Genomic DNA, 17,383 nt, shown 5'->3' with positions numbered 1-17,383 from the left:
TAAGTATTTATTGTTACGATGTAGTCGTAATTGCTATAAAAATAAGGATATTGTATTCATATTGATGTGTTGTTTAACATACTTCGTGCTTTCTCTTTCATTTCTTTAATAGCGGAACTTTCCACTTTGGGTTTCTTAGTTAATACGGAATCAATCGCCATTTTCAATTTTGCAGGTTGAAAATAAGATGGTTCCGTATAAAGATTCATTAACAGATAATACGGATAGATACGTTCCGGTAAAATATCAATGGCATGTAACAGGTGCTTTTCCGCTTGTCGGTATTCACCTAAACACTGCTCATTTTTAGCCATTACGTAATAAAGCATGGGATCGGAGCTTAATAAGACAGCTCTTTCCAGATATCCATTCGCTTTCTCGTATCGTCCGGTCTTGCTTAGGCATTGAGCGACCTCGAAAAGGAATTCCGGTTTATGCTTCAATAATGGATACAAAGGTTCATATACCTCCAAGGCCGCTTCGTAAGCTTTATTTTTGTAATACATTTGCGCCTTGTTCCATTGTTGATAAGCCTTATAATGATCTTTTTGCATCCAGAACAAACCAATTCCAAGGATAGCGATTCCCATAAAAAATATCTGTTTGCCCCATCTATGGCCATTTGATTCGGCTTGGTTCTCACGGATCTCATCCTTGTCCGGTGTTACGCTCATCACCCCTAGGAATATCAATACTACCCAAAACTCCGGCAATTGTAATGGATAAGAAGAGAAGGCGAATATAGCCAGAGACATCAATCCCCCGCAACAAGCATACCTTTTGTTCTTTATTCCTTTATAAAATAGAAGCCCCAGCCAGCCTATAAATAGGGCTAATCCTACTAACCCCTGTTCTAATCCAATCTGCAAGTATTCATTAAATGCGTACTCCGGGCATCCGGCAACCAACTTTTCCTGTTCAGTCGCTTTTCCCGAAGCCATGTATTCCGCTTGTGTTTCAGCGTAAGCGGCAGGGAACCCACCTAGGCTGGTACCTGTAATCGGTTGTTTTTGTATCGCTTTCGTCGTGATCTTCCACATCAGAAACCTTCCGTCTGCCGAATCTTTCTTTAATGTATAGAGTGATGCGCTCCCGCCAAGAAGCAATATGCCGCCTAGGATACCGCCTATGATATACCACCTTTTGTGTTGTCTCAGTCTGGTCGCTGCCTGTTTCCTGTCAAGGCGGTACAGGGCATATACCCAGGCGCAAGAAACGACCACCGCTATCCATGCCGATCGGCTCATTCCCGCAGGAAGTACAACGATCGCTGTGCCTATACATCCCATGGACAGGTAATAGGGCATATTTCGTTTGGACTGTTCCAGCAAGATGCCAAGAGCCACCGGTAATGTGATCGCCAAATATCCGGAATAAGGCCCCGGATTGAAAAAAGAGCCGGTCAGCCGAAACAGGGAATGGTTCGAATAGGCCCATCCCTGTAATTGACGGAAGCCCCAGATGGCTTCTATAAGGCCTGTCGCGATAAAGAACATTGAAAAATATCCTATGAGCACCGGACATTCATGGAGTACCTGCCGAAGCAGATACCACAAGACAACCATTTGTCCGATAAACAGGAGCTTTTCCGGCTCCGGGTGTATGGAGTAGGGATAAGAGAGGAGGATAAGCCCCAAGAGGGAAAGGGGGAGGATATCCACGTAAGTCCATGGGCACAGCTCCTTGCTTGGATTCAACCACAAACCTTGTAGGGACACGGCGGATAAGAACAGGGTGATTAGTTGAATCCAAAAGGTTTTCTCTGTCACCAAGTGTGTGGATAGCATTCCCAATCCTGCGAAAGGGGCGCTTAGCAAAAGTGTCCCAAGTAGGGTATATACGCCGAGTTTCAACAGTTCTTTCATGGTTAATATCTTTTTACCGTACCGTTTTCCACCAAAAAGATACGATCTTCCGCAGCCTTTTCCGGTCGCGAGATCATCGCTTTCAACAGGCTCCCTTTAGGTATCTTGCGAATGAGGATGCCACCGGGTATCGTGTCTGTCGGGAAATATCCGTTTTTAAAACACTGCTGTTCCTGTTCCCAATAAGCGAGTGTATACGGCACTTGCTGTTGATACGGGTTGTCCGAGGCGATAAAGATGGAATCGGTTCGGGCCGGATCGGGCTTAATTTTCGTGATGATCCCCGTATTGCTCACATGGAAAGGGGATGTGATGAAGCGTAGTGAGCCATAAGCCTCTTTGTCATATTCGGCGATGATAAACACATCATCGCCTACGATCTTCGGGAAGGTACAGCGGTTGCCGATCCGTTCGCTCATGGCGAAAGGCCTCCAGTTACCATGATTATAGGTACAGAGGTAAATAGGTGCTCTTTTTGATCTCACCGGGAGGTCGCAAGTCGTATGGATATCTGCGACAGGTGGTAGGTATTGCTCCGTGACAGCGGTCAATAACGGATTTTTTAAGAACGTACGGTATTCATCGGTCGACTCGGTCGTTACCGGATGTAAGGGGGCGAATCCGTATCTGTAAACCTTGGCCGGGGTCAAGAACGGCTTGGTTAGGTTGTAGATCAAGGAATCCGGGCCTTCGTACTCCGGAGCGAAAGGTAGGAATCGCCCATCCTCGTTTAAGAATGCGCACCAATAATGTTCCCCGTTCCTACGAGTCCAGATCGTATGTTCTGCTACAGTGGGAATACCGGCCGCACGCATCAGCTGGATACCATACAAGACTACCCCATCACAACGTCCAACCCCTGTCCGGTGGATCTCCTCTGCGGTTGGATAGTGGATGGGTATCTCCGTTTGATAGGTGACTCGGGTTCGTAGTATCTTTTGTAACCTCACGGCCGCATCGTACGTGTTATCAATATGCGAACTATCCAGCAAAGGGAGGTACGTCCGCATCAGCTCCTCACGTAAACCGGAGGGCGGTTCGTATAACCCCCGGTAGGGAAGTATATACCTGCAAAAATTCTCGAAACTTACCGATTTATTCCAGGGCTTGGGCCACGCCTGAAACGCCAGCTCGATATTACGGATTAGATAGTCCGAGGATAGGGTGGTGATGTCTGATACCCTCTCTCGCTTCTCATATCCGAAATGATAGACCATATTGCGTATCAAAAAGCGGGCGGCCTCTCTTTTTAACGAATCCCCTTCATAGTATTTGATGACATATTCCAACTCTTTCCTGTTATCGCCGGCTTGCGACAACGCATATTCCAACATACTTTCTTCTTGGCTTTTTGAGAAACCGCAAGAGTGCAGACAGATCCAAGCGCATACATATAAAATAAGCTTATTCATAATTCTTCAATTGTTTCGAATATTTTTCCAAAAACGTCCCTTTCTGTATTCCCCCGTGTAAGGGTCAACGGATTTCCACACTTTCCAAGCTACCCCTACGATAAATTCCTCCGGTATAAGTCCGAGATAACGGGAATCTCTAGAGTTTTCTGTCTTATCTCCGGCCACGAAGTAATAGTTGCTTTGGAACTGGTATTGTCTTACCTGTTTGTCTCCTATATAAACTTTACTATCTTTCCACGATAGGGAATCTTTTGATTCCCACTCGATCATTTGTTTGTATAGCTTATAATTTGTTTGATTCACGGTAATTCTATCCCCTTTTCGGGGGATATACAAAGGACCGAAATCATGAACATTCCAATTGAATGTAGAATCAAAAGGGAAACAACGGTAGACACCGTCCGGCATCCGATCCGCTTTTTGTCTGGATAAGTTCGCTTGACTTTCCACATTCCCCAAAGGCTCTTTTGTATGGTTGTTTCGGTAGAATCCCTGTTCGATCCGGATGGAGTCTCCCGGTAACCCGAGGCAGCGTTTGATATAATATTGCATGATGTGCATTTCGATCCGCTCCCATGAATAGGGATGCGGGTAGTTGAATACGAGAATATCATTCCGTTTGATTTGCCCGACTCCGGGTACTCTGTATATATCTACCCGCTTCCCTTTCATAGATGCGAAAATATTGAATAACCTAGGTCCGGCTATCCATTTGTTTACTAATACTTGATCTCCGGTTTGGAGTTGAGGCTCCATGGAATCGGAAGGGATTTTGAACGTGCTGAAACAGAAGATGAGGAGGAATGCGTATATGCAACCAATACCAAATACCCCATAAAATATAAGTGTCAGATATCGTAACATCTGATTTATATTTGTTTTGTATATACGTTTTTCTATTCCCATTCTTTTATGTTTATGCCTCATTTCCTAAATCCAAATTCTTTGGATATCAGTCATCAATAGTCGAACACTACGATATGATATTCCGGATCATCACTGATACCATAGATCTTCCGTTTTTGATTGTCTACAGCGATGGAGGAGACTCCTTGGTCTAATGTGTAATGGCATTCAAGGCTACCGTCCCATCCGATTACAAATAATTCTTTGCATAATATATTGTAATTAGGCTCTGTCACCATTTTTCCATTATAAAGAACAAATAAACTATTCCCCACGTTTACAGGACTATAAAAAGCGTCTCTATAAGTTTGCGGGCTCGCTTTACTTCCGATAATGTCTCCATCCCTAAATTCTTTGAAAACAGATGCGAAATGATCCGGTCCCCGTAATTGTTTTTCCAAGGTCCCGTTCACGTTATAGATGCAAATTAAATCAGTGAAGTAGTGAGTGATTGCAACCTTCTCTTTTCGGTTGGTGGTTAGGTCTGCCCGAAACGCATTGATTAATTCGGCAGGAGTATACTCCTGCTCAGTTTTAGGATAAGTACCGAAATCCATCGTTTTCTTACCTGTTTGATCAAAAAGGAATCCAGGACTCGTCTCTTGATAGGATACGCCTAAGAACCCGTTGCCCAAGCTTCGAATATTGCTCCATAGCGGTTTTGTATCTAGGGAGATACGGCTGGCGTATTCCGGTTCTTTTCCACTGGTAAATTCCGGGATAGAGTAAGTGAAAATCGTAGAGGTCATCATATCAAAAATGACTACGGAATCGTTCCGATTGACGAAACATGGTGTCATCATCTCTTTAGGCCCTTGTCCTACAGGAATACATTCTCCTTCCTTATGTGCCGTATTGAGGTTGAAGATGTGGAATTGTTTTTCCGCCCCTTGATTGCAAGTAACTAGGAAGGAGTCGAATAATTGGATTTGTGAAGGTCGTAAAATAAGACTGTCAAATTCAATAGTTTTTCCGGATAGTGATTTTCGGACTTTGAAATCACTTCTCTGGAAGGTTATGTTTTTGTCATCTTGTTTTTGATCATCGGTACAAGCGATGAATACTAATAGGATGAGTGAAAGATGTAAGATAATGTATTTCTTCATGATACTGATTTTTTAAGGAGGGCATGCCAAATTAAGGGATTGAACACATTTTCTTCTTGCTCAAGATACCTAGAGTCTATGAAATACAAATTAAAAATCAATGAGAAAACATCTGCATTCCATTGATTTACCGACTGTATTCCATTGTGATTTTTTTCGTTTTGGCACACCCTCCTTTGATTAAATTTTAGTTCCAACGTCCCGGTATGTAAGTGGATGTCCCATCGGAATATTTGATAATACATCCTCCCCCAGAGTAACTGCAATATCCGCTTCCACCTTCCCCACTAGCCAATGCCTCCACATTGTCAAGCGCTAAATCAGAGAGTTTAATCTCGTTTTCACTCTGGTTGATGTTCCATGCCGCAGCTACTGCTACGACTGCCATTACGGCTATTCCTAAAATCTTTTTTCTCATGATATTTCTTTTTTATAGTTTATGTTTTTGAGAATTTAATCTCTTGCTTACTATTCTTCTGCAAGATAAGGATATTCTCGAATTCCTCTTTCAATTTAATTTACTACTTTTGTGTCACCTCCTTTCTGCTTCATGAGTAAAAGTGGGGTGGGAGGCTTGCTTGTGATCGTTCCAATATATCCGGCAAGCTCTCCCTTCTCTTTTATTTATTGAGCCATCCCCCGAATGTTTAATTTTATCAGTTGATTCGTATTGCATTTCACGGAAATCGTCTCGTCAAAGACTCCTTTGTCTTTCGGTGTCATGATGACTCTTACTTGAAGGATCTCTCCCGGCTTGGCGGGATGTTTGTCGAAAGATGGGCGGGCACAGCCGCAGGTTGTAGCTGCGTCTAGTATGACTAACGGGTTGTTTCCTGTGTTTGTTAATCGGAAAACAGCTTCTTTGCTTTCTCCCATTTGGATAGTTCCTAGCTGTATGGATGCCTCTTCCACTTTCACGGTGGTCTGTATTTGTGAAGCGGGTTGTTTTCCGGTGATCTCTTTTAGGTATAGCTCCCGGATATTCGGGTTGTGGATAGGATTTCCTATCACTACGACCTTATTGTCCTTATCCAATAGAAAGGTTTGAAATCTCCCGTCGGCCGGGAAATGATTCAGTTCGTTCAGTCTGTCTGATTGATCCATGCAGATAGGTTTGTCGAAATTGTCTTTTTTCAATAGATACCGTATTTCTTTCTTGTCATCGGACTGGAAGAAAAAGAGGAAGGGAACCGTTCCTTGGGTAATGGAGTCGGTGTATTGAATCAGTTCTTTCCATCGGTGCAGTTGGAGTTTGCAACTGGTACATCCTATGGAATCCACGAAAACCAGCACCTTGTGGGGGGATTTTGGCAGGGTGAAGTCTACCGTATCGGTTGCAAACCGTGCAAAGACCATGTCTTTCGGAAATCGTATCTCTTTTCCTTGCCATTCGGATACTAAATACTTGATCTCGTCTTTTTTCTTGTCTTGGCAAGCTAGAAGGAATAATAATAGTATGATTAGATTTAAGTATTTCATGATATTTTGTCGTTATATTTTAAATGAAAGAATCGGATCGTTGCTGTTTACATCCGTGGCAAGGATCGTCCCCGTATCCTCATCTACGTCGATACCATAAATGGCATGGTCGAGCACGTACTTCCGGACGGGGTTTCCTTTGAGGTCGAATACATAGATGTATCGCCCGCCATCCTCGATATCTTCCCCTCGTTGGTATGCCTGCCCGATATCTTTGAAACTACGGCCATGAAATACGGTATAAATGAAATGGTCTGTGATATGAACATCACTGAATCCCATGATACCCGTTGGAATTCCCTCCGATTGTGAGATTGCGAATTGAGGTTCTCCATTAGGTCCGTATCGTACGGTTTGTGTAGTATCTGTGAAGTTGTATATTTCTAATGCCTCTCCTAGTTGGGTTGCCATGACCAAGATGCCTTTTTGGGGATTATAGTCGAAGAAGCTTCGCCACGCTTGCGCCAATGCAGGGCGTGCGATGTCTTCATAATTATTTTCGGTCGGGATCTGATTAGCGGAGTGAATCCATTTCCCTTCTCGGTCTGTCCACTTTTGTCTATATTCACCGAGGTAGTCAGATACTAAAAAGCCCGATTCCATCGGGTAAAAGTCCAATGCCCTAACCAGCCGCTTGTCCATATCGATCGTTTCTACGGGAATGATGTTGTTCATATTTTGTTCAATCTTCCACCGGGTTGTTCGCATTTTGTTCGCATCGAGCGTCCAGATAGAATCCTTGGAGATAAACCGGAAGCAATCTGCCGATACCATTTCTTCGGGTCCCTCGCCTCGTTTGCCAAACGATGTCATATATTCCCATTCGGGGTAAGAGAAGGCATGGAAGAAATAATCTACGTTGTGCAAGTCCATGATAATAGCGATACCATCTTTGACCGCTATCCGGAATGGATAGCGGAACAAGGCGGTATCTAGGTGGATAACCTGCGCATTTAATACCTTTTCATCGGGAAAATCCTCGTAGCGGGGGAAGTGCCGTGAGGATTCCGAACAGGATACCAGACTACCTATTAATAGAACTATGTACACGTAGTAGTTCATGTGTTGTTTTAACGGTTGTATATATATTTGTAATATCCTCCATTACATGATAGAGAGCCAGCCATATAACAATCTTTGGATCCACTTTCACCGGAAGCTAGCGCTTCAATATTAGAGAAAGTAAGATCTGAGAAATTTTGTTTTCCTTCTTTCAAAAGAAAATACGAAGCACACAAGGCGCAAATGAAAATGATAGCGAAAGCTTTCTTGAAAGTAATTTGTTTCATGTCGTTTCTAATTTTTGTTACAAACGTACGGCTTGGTCTTTGGATAGCCAATCTTTTTAGGTGACTTTTAGCTGACAGTTGAAAAATAAGCCTTTTGTCTACCTATAGTCATCTTTCATCTTGCGAGTTGAATGAATTTATTCGTAGAAAGGGATGGAAAACGTATCTTTGCAGTTTCAACGAGGAATAATTATGGAGAAGCAAAATTGGAAATTTTATTGGAAGTGGAGTGTATTTGTTCTGATGACGATGATTTGCTTGTTGTCTTTTTATAAATCATACCAAAATGTAAAGTATGAATTACAAGAAGAGTCTCAAACGTTATTTCAGCGGGCAGTTCAAGATGATACAAATAGGCGGATAAAAGATTTAGGGGATGCTTTTTGTTTTTCCTATTCAGGCGCTAATCGATTGGAACGAGATAGCATTACAATCAAGACTGCCGATGCGATTATACATATGAGGAATAATAAGGAGGTGGCACGGAGGATGTCTTCACAGGAGAAGTCTGATTTTTGTCTCCAACATTGTTTGTCTATGGAGAATCCGATTCAAGTAACCTTGCTGGATAGCGCTTTTCGTGCATCTTTGTATGAACATGCGATTTCGGCTCAGACCGTAACTTGTTATACCTTTATAGACAAGACGGAATGTAGCTCTTCAGATACTTCTTTTTATCAATCTTTCATACCATTAAAAGATATTGTTTTTGGAGCGAATCGGACGATCGTTTTACAAGCGTTTGTTCAATTTCCTTTCCTTTATATAGTAGGTGAAGTGTTTTTGCGAAATATATTTTGGATTCTGGCAATGGTTATTCTCTGGGTTATTGCGATTGTCTTGACATGGAAAAGACCAAGGATAAATATCTTACCGCTACAAGAAGCACCTAAAGAGATGATACAAATAACAGAAGATATCTTGTTCGATGAAACACATGGCGTATTGCATTATCATAGGCATCGTATCGAATTGGCAAATCAACGGCTGAAACTGTTTTGTATTTTATTAGAACATAAAGGATATTTCATTGAGTCTAATCGGCTGAAAGAAGAAATCTGGCCGGATGGAAGTGTGTCCAAAGACGCTCTTACCGCTACGGCTAAAAGGCTTAAAGAGGATTTGTCTCCTATTCCGGATCTGGTGATTGAGAGTGCTCGGGGGCATGGCTATGTGCTGAAGTGTGGTGGGTAGGTTTTACAAGGTGGGTTAGTGTATTTTTTTGAATGTTTATATTCTTCTCGACTTCGTCTTCTAAAAAACACGTACGTGAATTTTTAGAAACACGTACGACTTTTAGTAAAAACACGTACGAGTTTTTCGGAAAATATAATGATGTTTTTTACACGCTGATTATCAGTTATTTATAGATAAAATTAAAATTGCCTACTTGTTGTAATTAATTTAATATGGTTCTCATGGAATAATAAAGATTACCACCAAACTTGTTTGTCATTTTCATATGTGAATATGCGTTCTTCTTCTCCTTTGGTTAAGTCTTTTAACAACAAGAGAGCATTGTCTGGTACATTTGTATAGGTTAGCTTTGATTCAATAGCTCTTTGTTGGCCTAATGACATCCAATGGTTATATTCCCAATAGAATAGCTCATATAGATCACCTGCGTGGATGTTATTATCATCGTTTCTTGGCGTATAAATGATCTTATTGATAGATACCGGTTTGTTGAAGTCCAAGCCTACCCATGGATAATCAACCGTAGAAGGGGCTTCATAGTAAGTTAGGATATCTTTGTCAAATACTTTGGATTTATCCATTGGCATAGTATCGTAACGAACCGAGGCATTTGTTCCAATGATTGTGCCGGTTAATTCTTTTTCCTCCTTGTCTGAGTAGAAAGCGAGTTCGGCTAGATTACAACCCTTGTTTTTTGCTGATACATAGCGCCAATAGCGATATGTTTTTTGAGGTTTTATCTCGAAAGAATCTGCGGACAATAACCAATGAGAAATCGTATGTATTGTATCAGGATCGGAGAAATCCGGATTATTGGAAGCTTCAAAATGTCCTCCGGTGAGAGTTTTTGCATAATCGAAAATATGTTTTGCGAGATAGTATTTCCTAGATAATATAACTTTCTTTCGTTTACTGGTATCTGCATGTAGATATTTTATTCTACCTCGTGAATCAAGTATGAATGGATCTGTAATAGGATGAATACCTTGATTGTCATAATAAAGTGGGAGATAGGCAATATCTTTTCCTATTTCATTGAAGTAACAAACTTTTCCTTTTTGTGTACCGTAACATATAGGTACCCATTTCTGATTGTCGAAAACGGCTAGGTAGGCATGTTTATGGTTTCGTTTTTTTTGTGTTGGAATCATGATATCACAAGTTTTCATGTATTCGGAGGTAACATCTTTCATGAAAATATTCCGGAAGAGGTCGGGCACGACCTCTTCGGTTGTATTCAGCTTTACGAGATCTTGATTAATAGCGTATGTTCGCCTATACACTTTAGCCATCTTCTGGCTAGGTTTATGCAGTATATCCGGATCTGTTTTTGTCTCGCATCCTCCAAACGCTAGATTCTTTCCTGTATTATCTAAAAGTACATTCCAATAATGCCCCATCGAGCGGAAAGGCCATTGTGGTGTGAAATCTAGCATGACGGGAATTCCTATGCTTCTCATCATAGCTAACGCTATTAACGAGAATTGATTACAAGTGCCGAATGATATCATGCTCCTAGTGGAGGTTTTTGCTATGAACGGAATGGAATATACCGAGTTTTCAGGAACTAATTTCTTCTCTAAAAACTGATTGATATGCTTACAAGCCCAAAATGCTGAGTTTTGCATATCGGAAGAATAGCTGAAGTCGTTGAGTTCTGTTAATGTCGTAGAATCTATTTGTTGGTACATGCCAGTCCTCCAATCCTCCAGTACATCCATGGCTCCGATAGAGTAGGGCAATAGGTATTCACAGAAGTCATCAAAATTTAAATGTCGGCTCCAAGGGGCATCTTCCCATAGGTGGAAAGCCTGCTCGATATTTTGAATAAGAAAATCAGCTGTAATTATACGAATGTCTTCTTGTATCGGGAATGAGGTGTTCTCGTGGATTTTAGAGATTCTATCAATGCGATTGGCAAGATAAGGTGTATCATGATAACGCCCCTCTTTTTGTGTTTGAAGTATTATAGAGTCAATTTGTTTATTATATGTGTTGGTGATTTTCCCGCAATAAGAATAATGCCCGGGCATATTCTTAATAAGAAAGCAAGCTGCACGATATTTCAAGGAATCATTTTTGTAATGTTCCAATACCTGTTCTAATTCACGGCGGTTTTCGCCTGCTCTTTCAAGAGCGAATGAGAGTTGTCTGTCTTCTTTGAAATTGTGACAAGAGACTAAACTAGATATAAGTAGCGTGATCCAAAAGAGTTTCATTCGTTTTATTTGTTCTTTTTGCGAAGGACGGTGTTTTAATAGATTGCTCGTTTCATATCGTATTTAATTTTTCACAAACATAAGTTTATTCCTTTTCATGGCCAATTGTTTTAGCTGACTTTTAGCTGACAGACAAAAAATGAGGGTTTGTTGGCATAAAGTTATGTATTTGTATTGCTATCATTTCAACAGGTAGTCCAAGAGGATACAGATCGGCGTATCAAAGAACTTGGGGATGATTTTTGTTTTTCTTATACAGGGGGGGCACTTCAGATATTATCATTAGATAGTACTTTTCGTGCATCTTACCGTTACGGCTAAAAGGCTTAAAGAGGATTTGTCTCCTATTCCGGGTTTGGTGATAGAGAGTGCTCGGGGTAAAGGATATTCACTAAAGATCGTTTCGGGAGAGTAAATTCTCCATTTCAACGTTCATTTGATGGTTTATTTGTGTGATGAGCTTGCTATCGGCAGTAGTACTGACTTGGCTAAGTAATATATACTGTGTCGGGCAAGTCAGTATATATTACTTAGCCAAGTCAGTATTGCTCTTAGGATTGCCAATCTAAGGTCACCTATTTATATCGTGAGTTGAATGAATTTGTGCAAACAATGTTAATTATTTTTGTCCGGGTAAACCTCGTTCATCAATAGGATAGAACATGGTCAACCTATATAAAGGAAATTGCACGATGCGATGTGCAATTTTGTATGAAAATTGCACATCGCATCGTGCAATTTTGTATATTTGTCCTTTAAACATGAATCAATATGGAGACCTTATTTCGTTCCTTTAGAACTCAATTAGAGCATACTTCGACAGAAGTCGTGCGTTTTCTTCACGATCAGATCGCATGGGATAGCCGATTGGTTGCGATTTTAGGTGCTCGTGGTGTTGGGAAGACTACCCTATTGTTGCAGCATATCAAATTGTATGATCGTGAGGATGAGTCTTTGTATGTTACGGCAGATGATTTCTATTTTACCAAGTATCGGTTATTCGACATGGCTTATCAATTTTATAATCTGGGTGGGAAAAAACTTTATATTGACGAGATTCATAAATACAAGGATTGGTCTAGGGAGGTGAAGAATATATACGATCAAATTCCTGGTCTTCAAGTTATCTATACAGGTTCGTCTATTCTTGATCTGGAGAAAGGTGGTGCGGATTTAAGTCGCAGGAAGGTAGAGTATAGATTACCCGGACTTTCTTTTCGGGAATATTTGAATATATCGCAGGGGTGGCAGCTTCCATCGTATTCGTTGGAAGAGATTCTTGCTGGGAAGGTTGAGTTCCCTTATAAGGAAGCTCGTCCACTCAAATTATTTAATGATTATTTATCGACAGGTTATTATCCCTTTTTTCAAGATACGGAATATCTCTTGCGTCTGCGTAGCGTGATTAACCAAATGGTGGAATCTGATATTCCGATTTTTGCGGATATGACGGTGGCTTCTGCCGTAAAGTTGAAGAAATTATTATATGTATTAGCTCAAAGTGTCCCTTTCAAACCAAATTATACGAAGTTGGCGAGAGATTTGGATATCAGCCGGAATGTGTTGCCCGACTACATGAGTTATTTGGAGAAGGCAGGTTTGGTTAATTTACTGCGGGAAAAAGCGCAGGGCTTGAAATTATTGGAGAAAGTAGAGAAGATCTATCTGAATAATACGAATCTGGCTTATGCGTTGTCGGAGCAGGTACCGGATATCGGTTCCGTGCGTGAGACGGTTTTTCTATCTTGGATGCGAGTCGTATGCTTCGTTACTTCTTCTGCGATTTCAGACTTTGAGATAGATGGCCGAACCTTTGAGATTGGGGGAAAGAATAAGACGCGGCAACAGATCAAGCAAGCGGCGGATGGGTATGTGGTGAAAGATGACATAGAGTATGCTTTCCGCAATATGATTCCTTTATGGATGTTTGGCTTTATCTATTGAATATCCATCAAGGTCTTGCCACGATCATTACATAATCCCTCTCGAACACTTTAGGATCGTCTAAGAATTTGATTAGGTCTTTTTGGCGGGAGGAGCCTGTTCGTTTAACGGTCTCACGCATTTCGGTGACGGTACGAATCATATAAACACAGTCATCGGTTTGTCCGTCTGGCCAGAACGGAAGTCCATCATCTATATCATTGATAAATCCTCCGGAGCTTTTGGGTAAGGCGTATGTTTTCTTCTCTTTCTTGAGATAGACTACTCGATGGGTGATAACCGGTTTGTAATCGTCCAGCCATCCCAGCCAATTATAGATGGCGGGAGAACCTTTTTGAAAGACTCCCATAAATAGCCCATTCGGATTCTCCAAGAAAGAACGAAGACCGGTCGGTTTATCTTGATTGTCTTTATGAAGCGTATATAAAGGGGTGATCGAGTGGGAACTTGAAAGCTGGTATACCGTATCTCGATAAGGAATCAAGAAATTTATTCGGTCTTGATCCGTATTCCAATAAAAGGTTTGAAACCGGGTGATCGTATCCGGAGAGACGTTAATATCCTTGGCATCCGCAAGGATGAATTTGCAAAGCGTATCTCCTCGAAGGTTGAATGTCGTTATTCCTTTCGGGATTTTAGAGCCTTCCGCGTAATCACAAAGCATATATCCCGAGGAGGAGAAGCCTACTATTTGACTGGCATCCGCATTTATCGAATATTTGGTAGGCAGGTTTTCGGGGAATATATAATTCTGAATGGTCAGCATCGTATCTAATGTGGATAATTCCCCGATACATGGCCTTATATCGTTGAATGTGGTCGAATCTTTTTTATTATCTTGGTCGAGGCCGCTCAAGGCGCAGTACATACGGGTTGTTTTCTTGTCGTAAAATAGATTAAGGCCGTTCATCCCATGGTTCCATTTATAATCCAAGGCCTTAAATCCATATCGTTTGCTGGGAATGCCTTGCTTACGATAATAAATACGTGGGTTATTGAATGTGATAAAAGCGTCGCTATCCGGAATAGTGATCGCTTGTGTTACCGTGTAACGAGCGTCTCCAACATTATAATATTCCAGCTTAGAGGCTATTTGACTCAGTTTCAACATCGCCGGATGGTTCAGCGCCTTTTCTATATCAATGAGGGCCGGAGTCGTTGAACTATTATATTCCGGTTCATATTGGGGAGAGGTGGGTTGATTCCTTTGCTGGCAACTATTTAAGAGCAATGCAAGGAACAATAAGCATGTTGAGAACTTGGTGATCATGATTGGATACGTATTGTTTATCGCAAACATATGTAAAATAATTGATTGTAACAAATGATTTTACGAATTTATCATAGATTTGCGATAGCCCCGTAAATAGTATCTGGATAGAAATGATACCTATTGTGATTTTATGATTTAGCGTTCTTTTTCTTAAGCGGAAGCCTTGGGAAAAGCTTTCGAAAACGAACTAGGTGGCTTGTTACGTTACTTCCTGCGATAATGAGGGTAACGGCTAGGATGATCAGGATGATTCCGCAACACAATCGTAACGTTAATGATTCACCGAAGACAGTCACTCCGAAGAATACGGCGGTCAACGGTTCCAAGGCTCCGAGGATCGCCGTCGGGGTGGAGCCGATATATTGGACCGCCAGTGTCGTGCAAAGGAAAGAGATAGCGGTTGGGAATATGGCTAGAGCGATCAGGTTACCCCATAAATACCAATCATGGACAATGTGAAGGCTCCTGCCGAAATCTATACGGACTAAAAACAAGGTCATTCCGAAAAGCAAGACATAGAACGTAAGTTTCAACGTAGCGATATTCTTCAATAGCGGACGATTTGCGCCTACGATATAAATAGCATAGGAAAGAGCGGAAGCCATGACCAACAGGACACCGGTTAAACTAAGAGTCGTTCCGTCGCCACTTTTATAAAGTAAGCCGATACCGCCTAATGCCAGCAAGATACAAAAGATGGTTTGTAACGTTAATTTCTCCTTGAAGACAAACGCCATGATCAGCGCCACTAAGATCGGATAGACAAACAGCAAAGTCGAGGCGATGCCTGCTTCCATATAATTATAGCTTTGGAATAACGCTAGGGAAGAGAAGGAAACCAACAGCCCCATGAGGATTAAAGGAACGATCTCGTTGGGTTTCAACTTAAAGTTCCGCCCTCTCGCTTTGATCATGATACCTAATACCGGGATCGCGAATAAATATCTGAAAAACAGGACTGAATCCGGATTCATACCGGCTTTATACAAGGGTAGGGCGAACAAGGGGTTCATTCCATAAGTCGCGGCGGCGATAGCCCCTAGAACATATCCTTTTGCTTTTGCATTCATGATTAAAAATATTAGCGCGCAAAAGTAGTATATTCATGATAAATATTATATATTTGTAGATTATCATTTCAATAAATCGTTAACTAAAAAGTAATAAATATGCCTCCAGCAGCAAGATTGACAGATATGCATACATGTCCTATGCAAACCCCGGCTTGGCCATCACCGATACCCCATGTAGGCGGTCCTATCGTAGGGCCGGGAGCGGCGACTGTTCTAATCGGCAAGCTACCGGCGGCGGTAATGGGAGATAATTGCGTTTGTGTAGGCCCTCCGGATACGATCATTAAAGGATCTTCCACCGTGATGATCTGCGGTAAACCTGCCGCCAGAATGGGAGATACGACAGCTCACGGAGGGCAAATCGTATTGGGATGTCCCACCGTTATAATAGGTGGTTAGGAGGATCTGCGGCATATAATATATGTATATTGTGAGAATATTACTATCTTTGCCGCCACTTGAAAACTAAAAATAACAAGACATGGAAACAGTAGTAAGTGGAATCAGACCAACAGGTAATCTGCATCTAGGCAATTACTTTGGTGCGGTAAAGAGTTTCTTGCGGATGCAAGATGAGTATAATTGCTTCTTCTTTATCGCTGATTGGCATTCGTTGACTACTCACCCGCATCCTGACAATATACGAAATAGCGTAAAGACGATCCTCTCGGAATATCTGGCTTGTGGTATCGATCCGGAAAAAGCTACCATTTATATTCAGAGCGATGTGCCGGAGGTGGTAGAGTTGTATCTATATTTGAATATGAACGCCGGTATCGGCGAGTTGATGCGTACGGCTTCCTTTAAGGATAAGGCCCGTCAGCAGTTGCATATCAGCCGGGAAGGATGTGAAGGCGATGTAGAGAAAGAGATTTTTAATGAAGGTAATAAACATAGCGTAAGCGCTGGTTTGTTGACTTACCCGACCTTGATGGCCGCCGATATTATTATCCATAAGGCGTTGAAGGTTCCTGTAGGTAAGGATCAGGAGCAGAATATGGAAATGGCCCGTCGTTTCGCCCGCCGTTTCAATTCTACGTATGGCGTGGATTTCTTCCCGGAACCTGCGTCGTTCCATTTGGGCAATAAGTCCGTGAAAGTACCGGGCTTGGATGGCTCCGGTAAGATGGGCAAGAGTGAGGGTAACGCGATCTACTTGATCGATGATGAGAAAACAATCAAGAAGAAGGTTATGAAAGCGGTTTCCGATGCGGGACCAACCGAGCCGAATAGCGTGAAGCCCGAGCCGATCGCCAATTTATTCACGATGATGGAAATTGTCTCCGAGAAAGAGACCTATGATTTCTTTAATGAGAAATACAACAATTGCGAGATCCGTTACGGCGATATGAAAAAGCAGTTGGCCGAGGATATCAATAAGTTCTGCGCTCCGATCCGTGAGCGTATCTTGGATATGGCCGCCAATACGGAATATCTGGATAAGGTAGCCCGTATGGGTGCGGAGAAAGCTCGTGAGAGCGCTTCTAAGACTTTAAATGAGGTACGCCAGATTATCGGTTTTCGTCCATATTGATGCTTATTAATTAAAAATAAGAAAAAGCGTTTAGGGATAAGTCCTTAAACGCTTTCTTTTTATTAAAACCATTATAAAGAACC

Annotated in this window: 15 protein-coding genes; 4 read left to right on the top strand and 11 right to left on the bottom strand. The window is 41.7% G+C overall.

Going from position 1 to position 17,383, the window contains the following annotated elements:
- Positions 1–56: 56 nt before the first annotated feature.
- From CI959_RS05510 to CI959_RS05470, 8 genes are all read right to left on the bottom strand, one after another.
- Positions 57–1,865, bottom strand: a complete 1,809-nt coding sequence (locus CI959_RS05510) for an O-antigen ligase family protein (protein ID WP_005859573.1) — start codon at positions 1,863–1,865, stop codon at positions 57–59.
- A 2-nt stretch (positions 1,866–1,867) separates the two neighbouring features.
- Complete coding sequence (locus CI959_RS05505; protein WP_008779163.1) at positions 1,868–3,277, bottom strand: transglutaminase domain-containing protein; 1,410 nt, start codon at positions 3,275–3,277, stop codon at positions 1,868–1,870.
- 6 nt (positions 3,278–3,283) lie between these two features.
- Positions 3,284–4,144 carry a signal peptidase I gene (lepB, locus tag CI959_RS05500; protein WP_008779164.1) on the bottom strand — a complete coding sequence of 287 codons (861 nt, stop codon included), beginning with the start codon at positions 4,142–4,144 and terminating at the stop codon, positions 3,284–3,286.
- 95 nt (positions 4,145–4,239) lie between these two features.
- The gene (locus CI959_RS05495; protein ID WP_005859567.1) at positions 4,240–5,292 is read right to left on the bottom strand and encodes a BF3164 family lipoprotein; all 1,053 of its coding nucleotides are present in this window, start codon (positions 5,290–5,292) and stop codon (positions 4,240–4,242) included.
- A 187-nt stretch (positions 5,293–5,479) separates the two neighbouring features.
- Complete coding sequence (locus CI959_RS05485; protein ID WP_005859565.1) at positions 5,480–5,710, bottom strand: NVEALA domain-containing protein; 231 nt, start codon at positions 5,708–5,710, stop codon at positions 5,480–5,482.
- Between the two features lie 206 nt (positions 5,711–5,916).
- Positions 5,917–6,771: a DUF1573 domain-containing protein gene (locus CI959_RS05480; protein WP_057316290.1), complete on the bottom strand. Its 855-nt coding sequence runs from the start codon at positions 6,769–6,771 to the stop codon at positions 5,917–5,919.
- Between the two features lie 12 nt (positions 6,772–6,783).
- A complete protein-coding gene (locus tag CI959_RS05475) occupies positions 6,784–7,833 on the bottom strand; it encodes a TolB-like 6-bladed beta-propeller domain-containing protein (RefSeq protein WP_008779165.1) in 1,050 nt (349 codons plus the stop codon).
- Between the two features lie 8 nt (positions 7,834–7,841).
- Positions 7,842–8,060 (bottom strand): NVEALA domain-containing protein, encoded by a 219-nt coding sequence (locus tag CI959_RS05470; protein WP_009275352.1) that lies wholly within the window; start codon positions 8,058–8,060, stop codon positions 7,842–7,844.
- A 153-nt stretch (positions 8,061–8,213) separates the two neighbouring features.
- Between CI959_RS05470 and CI959_RS05465 the strand changes: the two genes are divergently transcribed.
- Positions 8,214–9,254 carry a helix-turn-helix domain-containing protein gene (locus CI959_RS05465; RefSeq protein WP_008779167.1) on the top strand — a complete coding sequence of 347 codons (1,041 nt, stop codon included), beginning with the start codon at positions 8,214–8,216 and terminating at the stop codon, positions 9,252–9,254.
- A 239-nt stretch (positions 9,255–9,493) separates the two neighbouring features.
- On the opposite strand, the gene CI959_RS05460 is transcribed toward CI959_RS05465, so the two are convergent.
- Entirely contained in the window at positions 9,494–11,476 is a 1,983-nt protein-coding gene (locus CI959_RS05460) for a discoidin domain-containing protein (protein ID WP_008779168.1), read from the bottom strand.
- A gap of 771 nt (positions 11,477–12,247) precedes the next feature.
- On the opposite strand from CI959_RS05460, the gene CI959_RS05455 reads away from it, so the two are divergent.
- Positions 12,248–13,420 carry an ATP-binding protein gene (locus CI959_RS05455; protein WP_005859561.1) on the top strand — a complete coding sequence of 391 codons (1,173 nt, stop codon included), beginning with the start codon at positions 12,248–12,250 and terminating at the stop codon, positions 13,418–13,420.
- A 7-nt stretch (positions 13,421–13,427) separates the two neighbouring features.
- On the opposite strand, the gene CI959_RS05450 is transcribed toward CI959_RS05455, so the two are convergent.
- Positions 13,428–14,690, bottom strand: a complete 1,263-nt coding sequence (locus CI959_RS05450; RefSeq protein WP_057316292.1) for a DUF4933 domain-containing protein — start codon at positions 14,688–14,690, stop codon at positions 13,428–13,430.
- A 131-nt stretch (positions 14,691–14,821) separates the two neighbouring features.
- Positions 14,822–15,763 carry a DMT family transporter gene (locus CI959_RS05445; protein ID WP_005859559.1) on the bottom strand — a complete coding sequence of 314 codons (942 nt, stop codon included), beginning with the start codon at positions 15,761–15,763 and terminating at the stop codon, positions 14,822–14,824.
- A gap of 99 nt (positions 15,764–15,862) precedes the next feature.
- Between CI959_RS05445 and CI959_RS05440 the strand changes: the two genes are divergently transcribed.
- Both CI959_RS05440 and trpS read left to right on the top strand, forming a co-directional pair.
- On the top strand, positions 15,863–16,165 hold the full coding sequence (locus tag CI959_RS05440; protein ID WP_005859557.1) for a PAAR domain-containing protein: 303 nt from the start codon (positions 15,863–15,865) through the stop codon (positions 16,163–16,165).
- Positions 16,166–16,247: 82 nt separating this feature from the next.
- Positions 16,248–17,300 carry a tryptophan--tRNA ligase gene (gene trpS / locus CI959_RS05435; protein ID WP_005859555.1) on the top strand — a complete coding sequence of 351 codons (1,053 nt, stop codon included), beginning with the start codon at positions 16,248–16,250 and terminating at the stop codon, positions 17,298–17,300.
- Positions 17,301–17,383 lie beyond the last annotated feature (83 nt).

The organism is Parabacteroides sp. AT13 (genome assembly GCF_002272965.1).
In the GTDB taxonomy this organism is placed as follows: Bacteria; Bacteroidota; Bacteroidia; order Bacteroidales; family Tannerellaceae; genus Parabacteroides; species Parabacteroides distasonis.
This window is presented reverse-complemented; position numbering and strand designations above follow the sequence as displayed.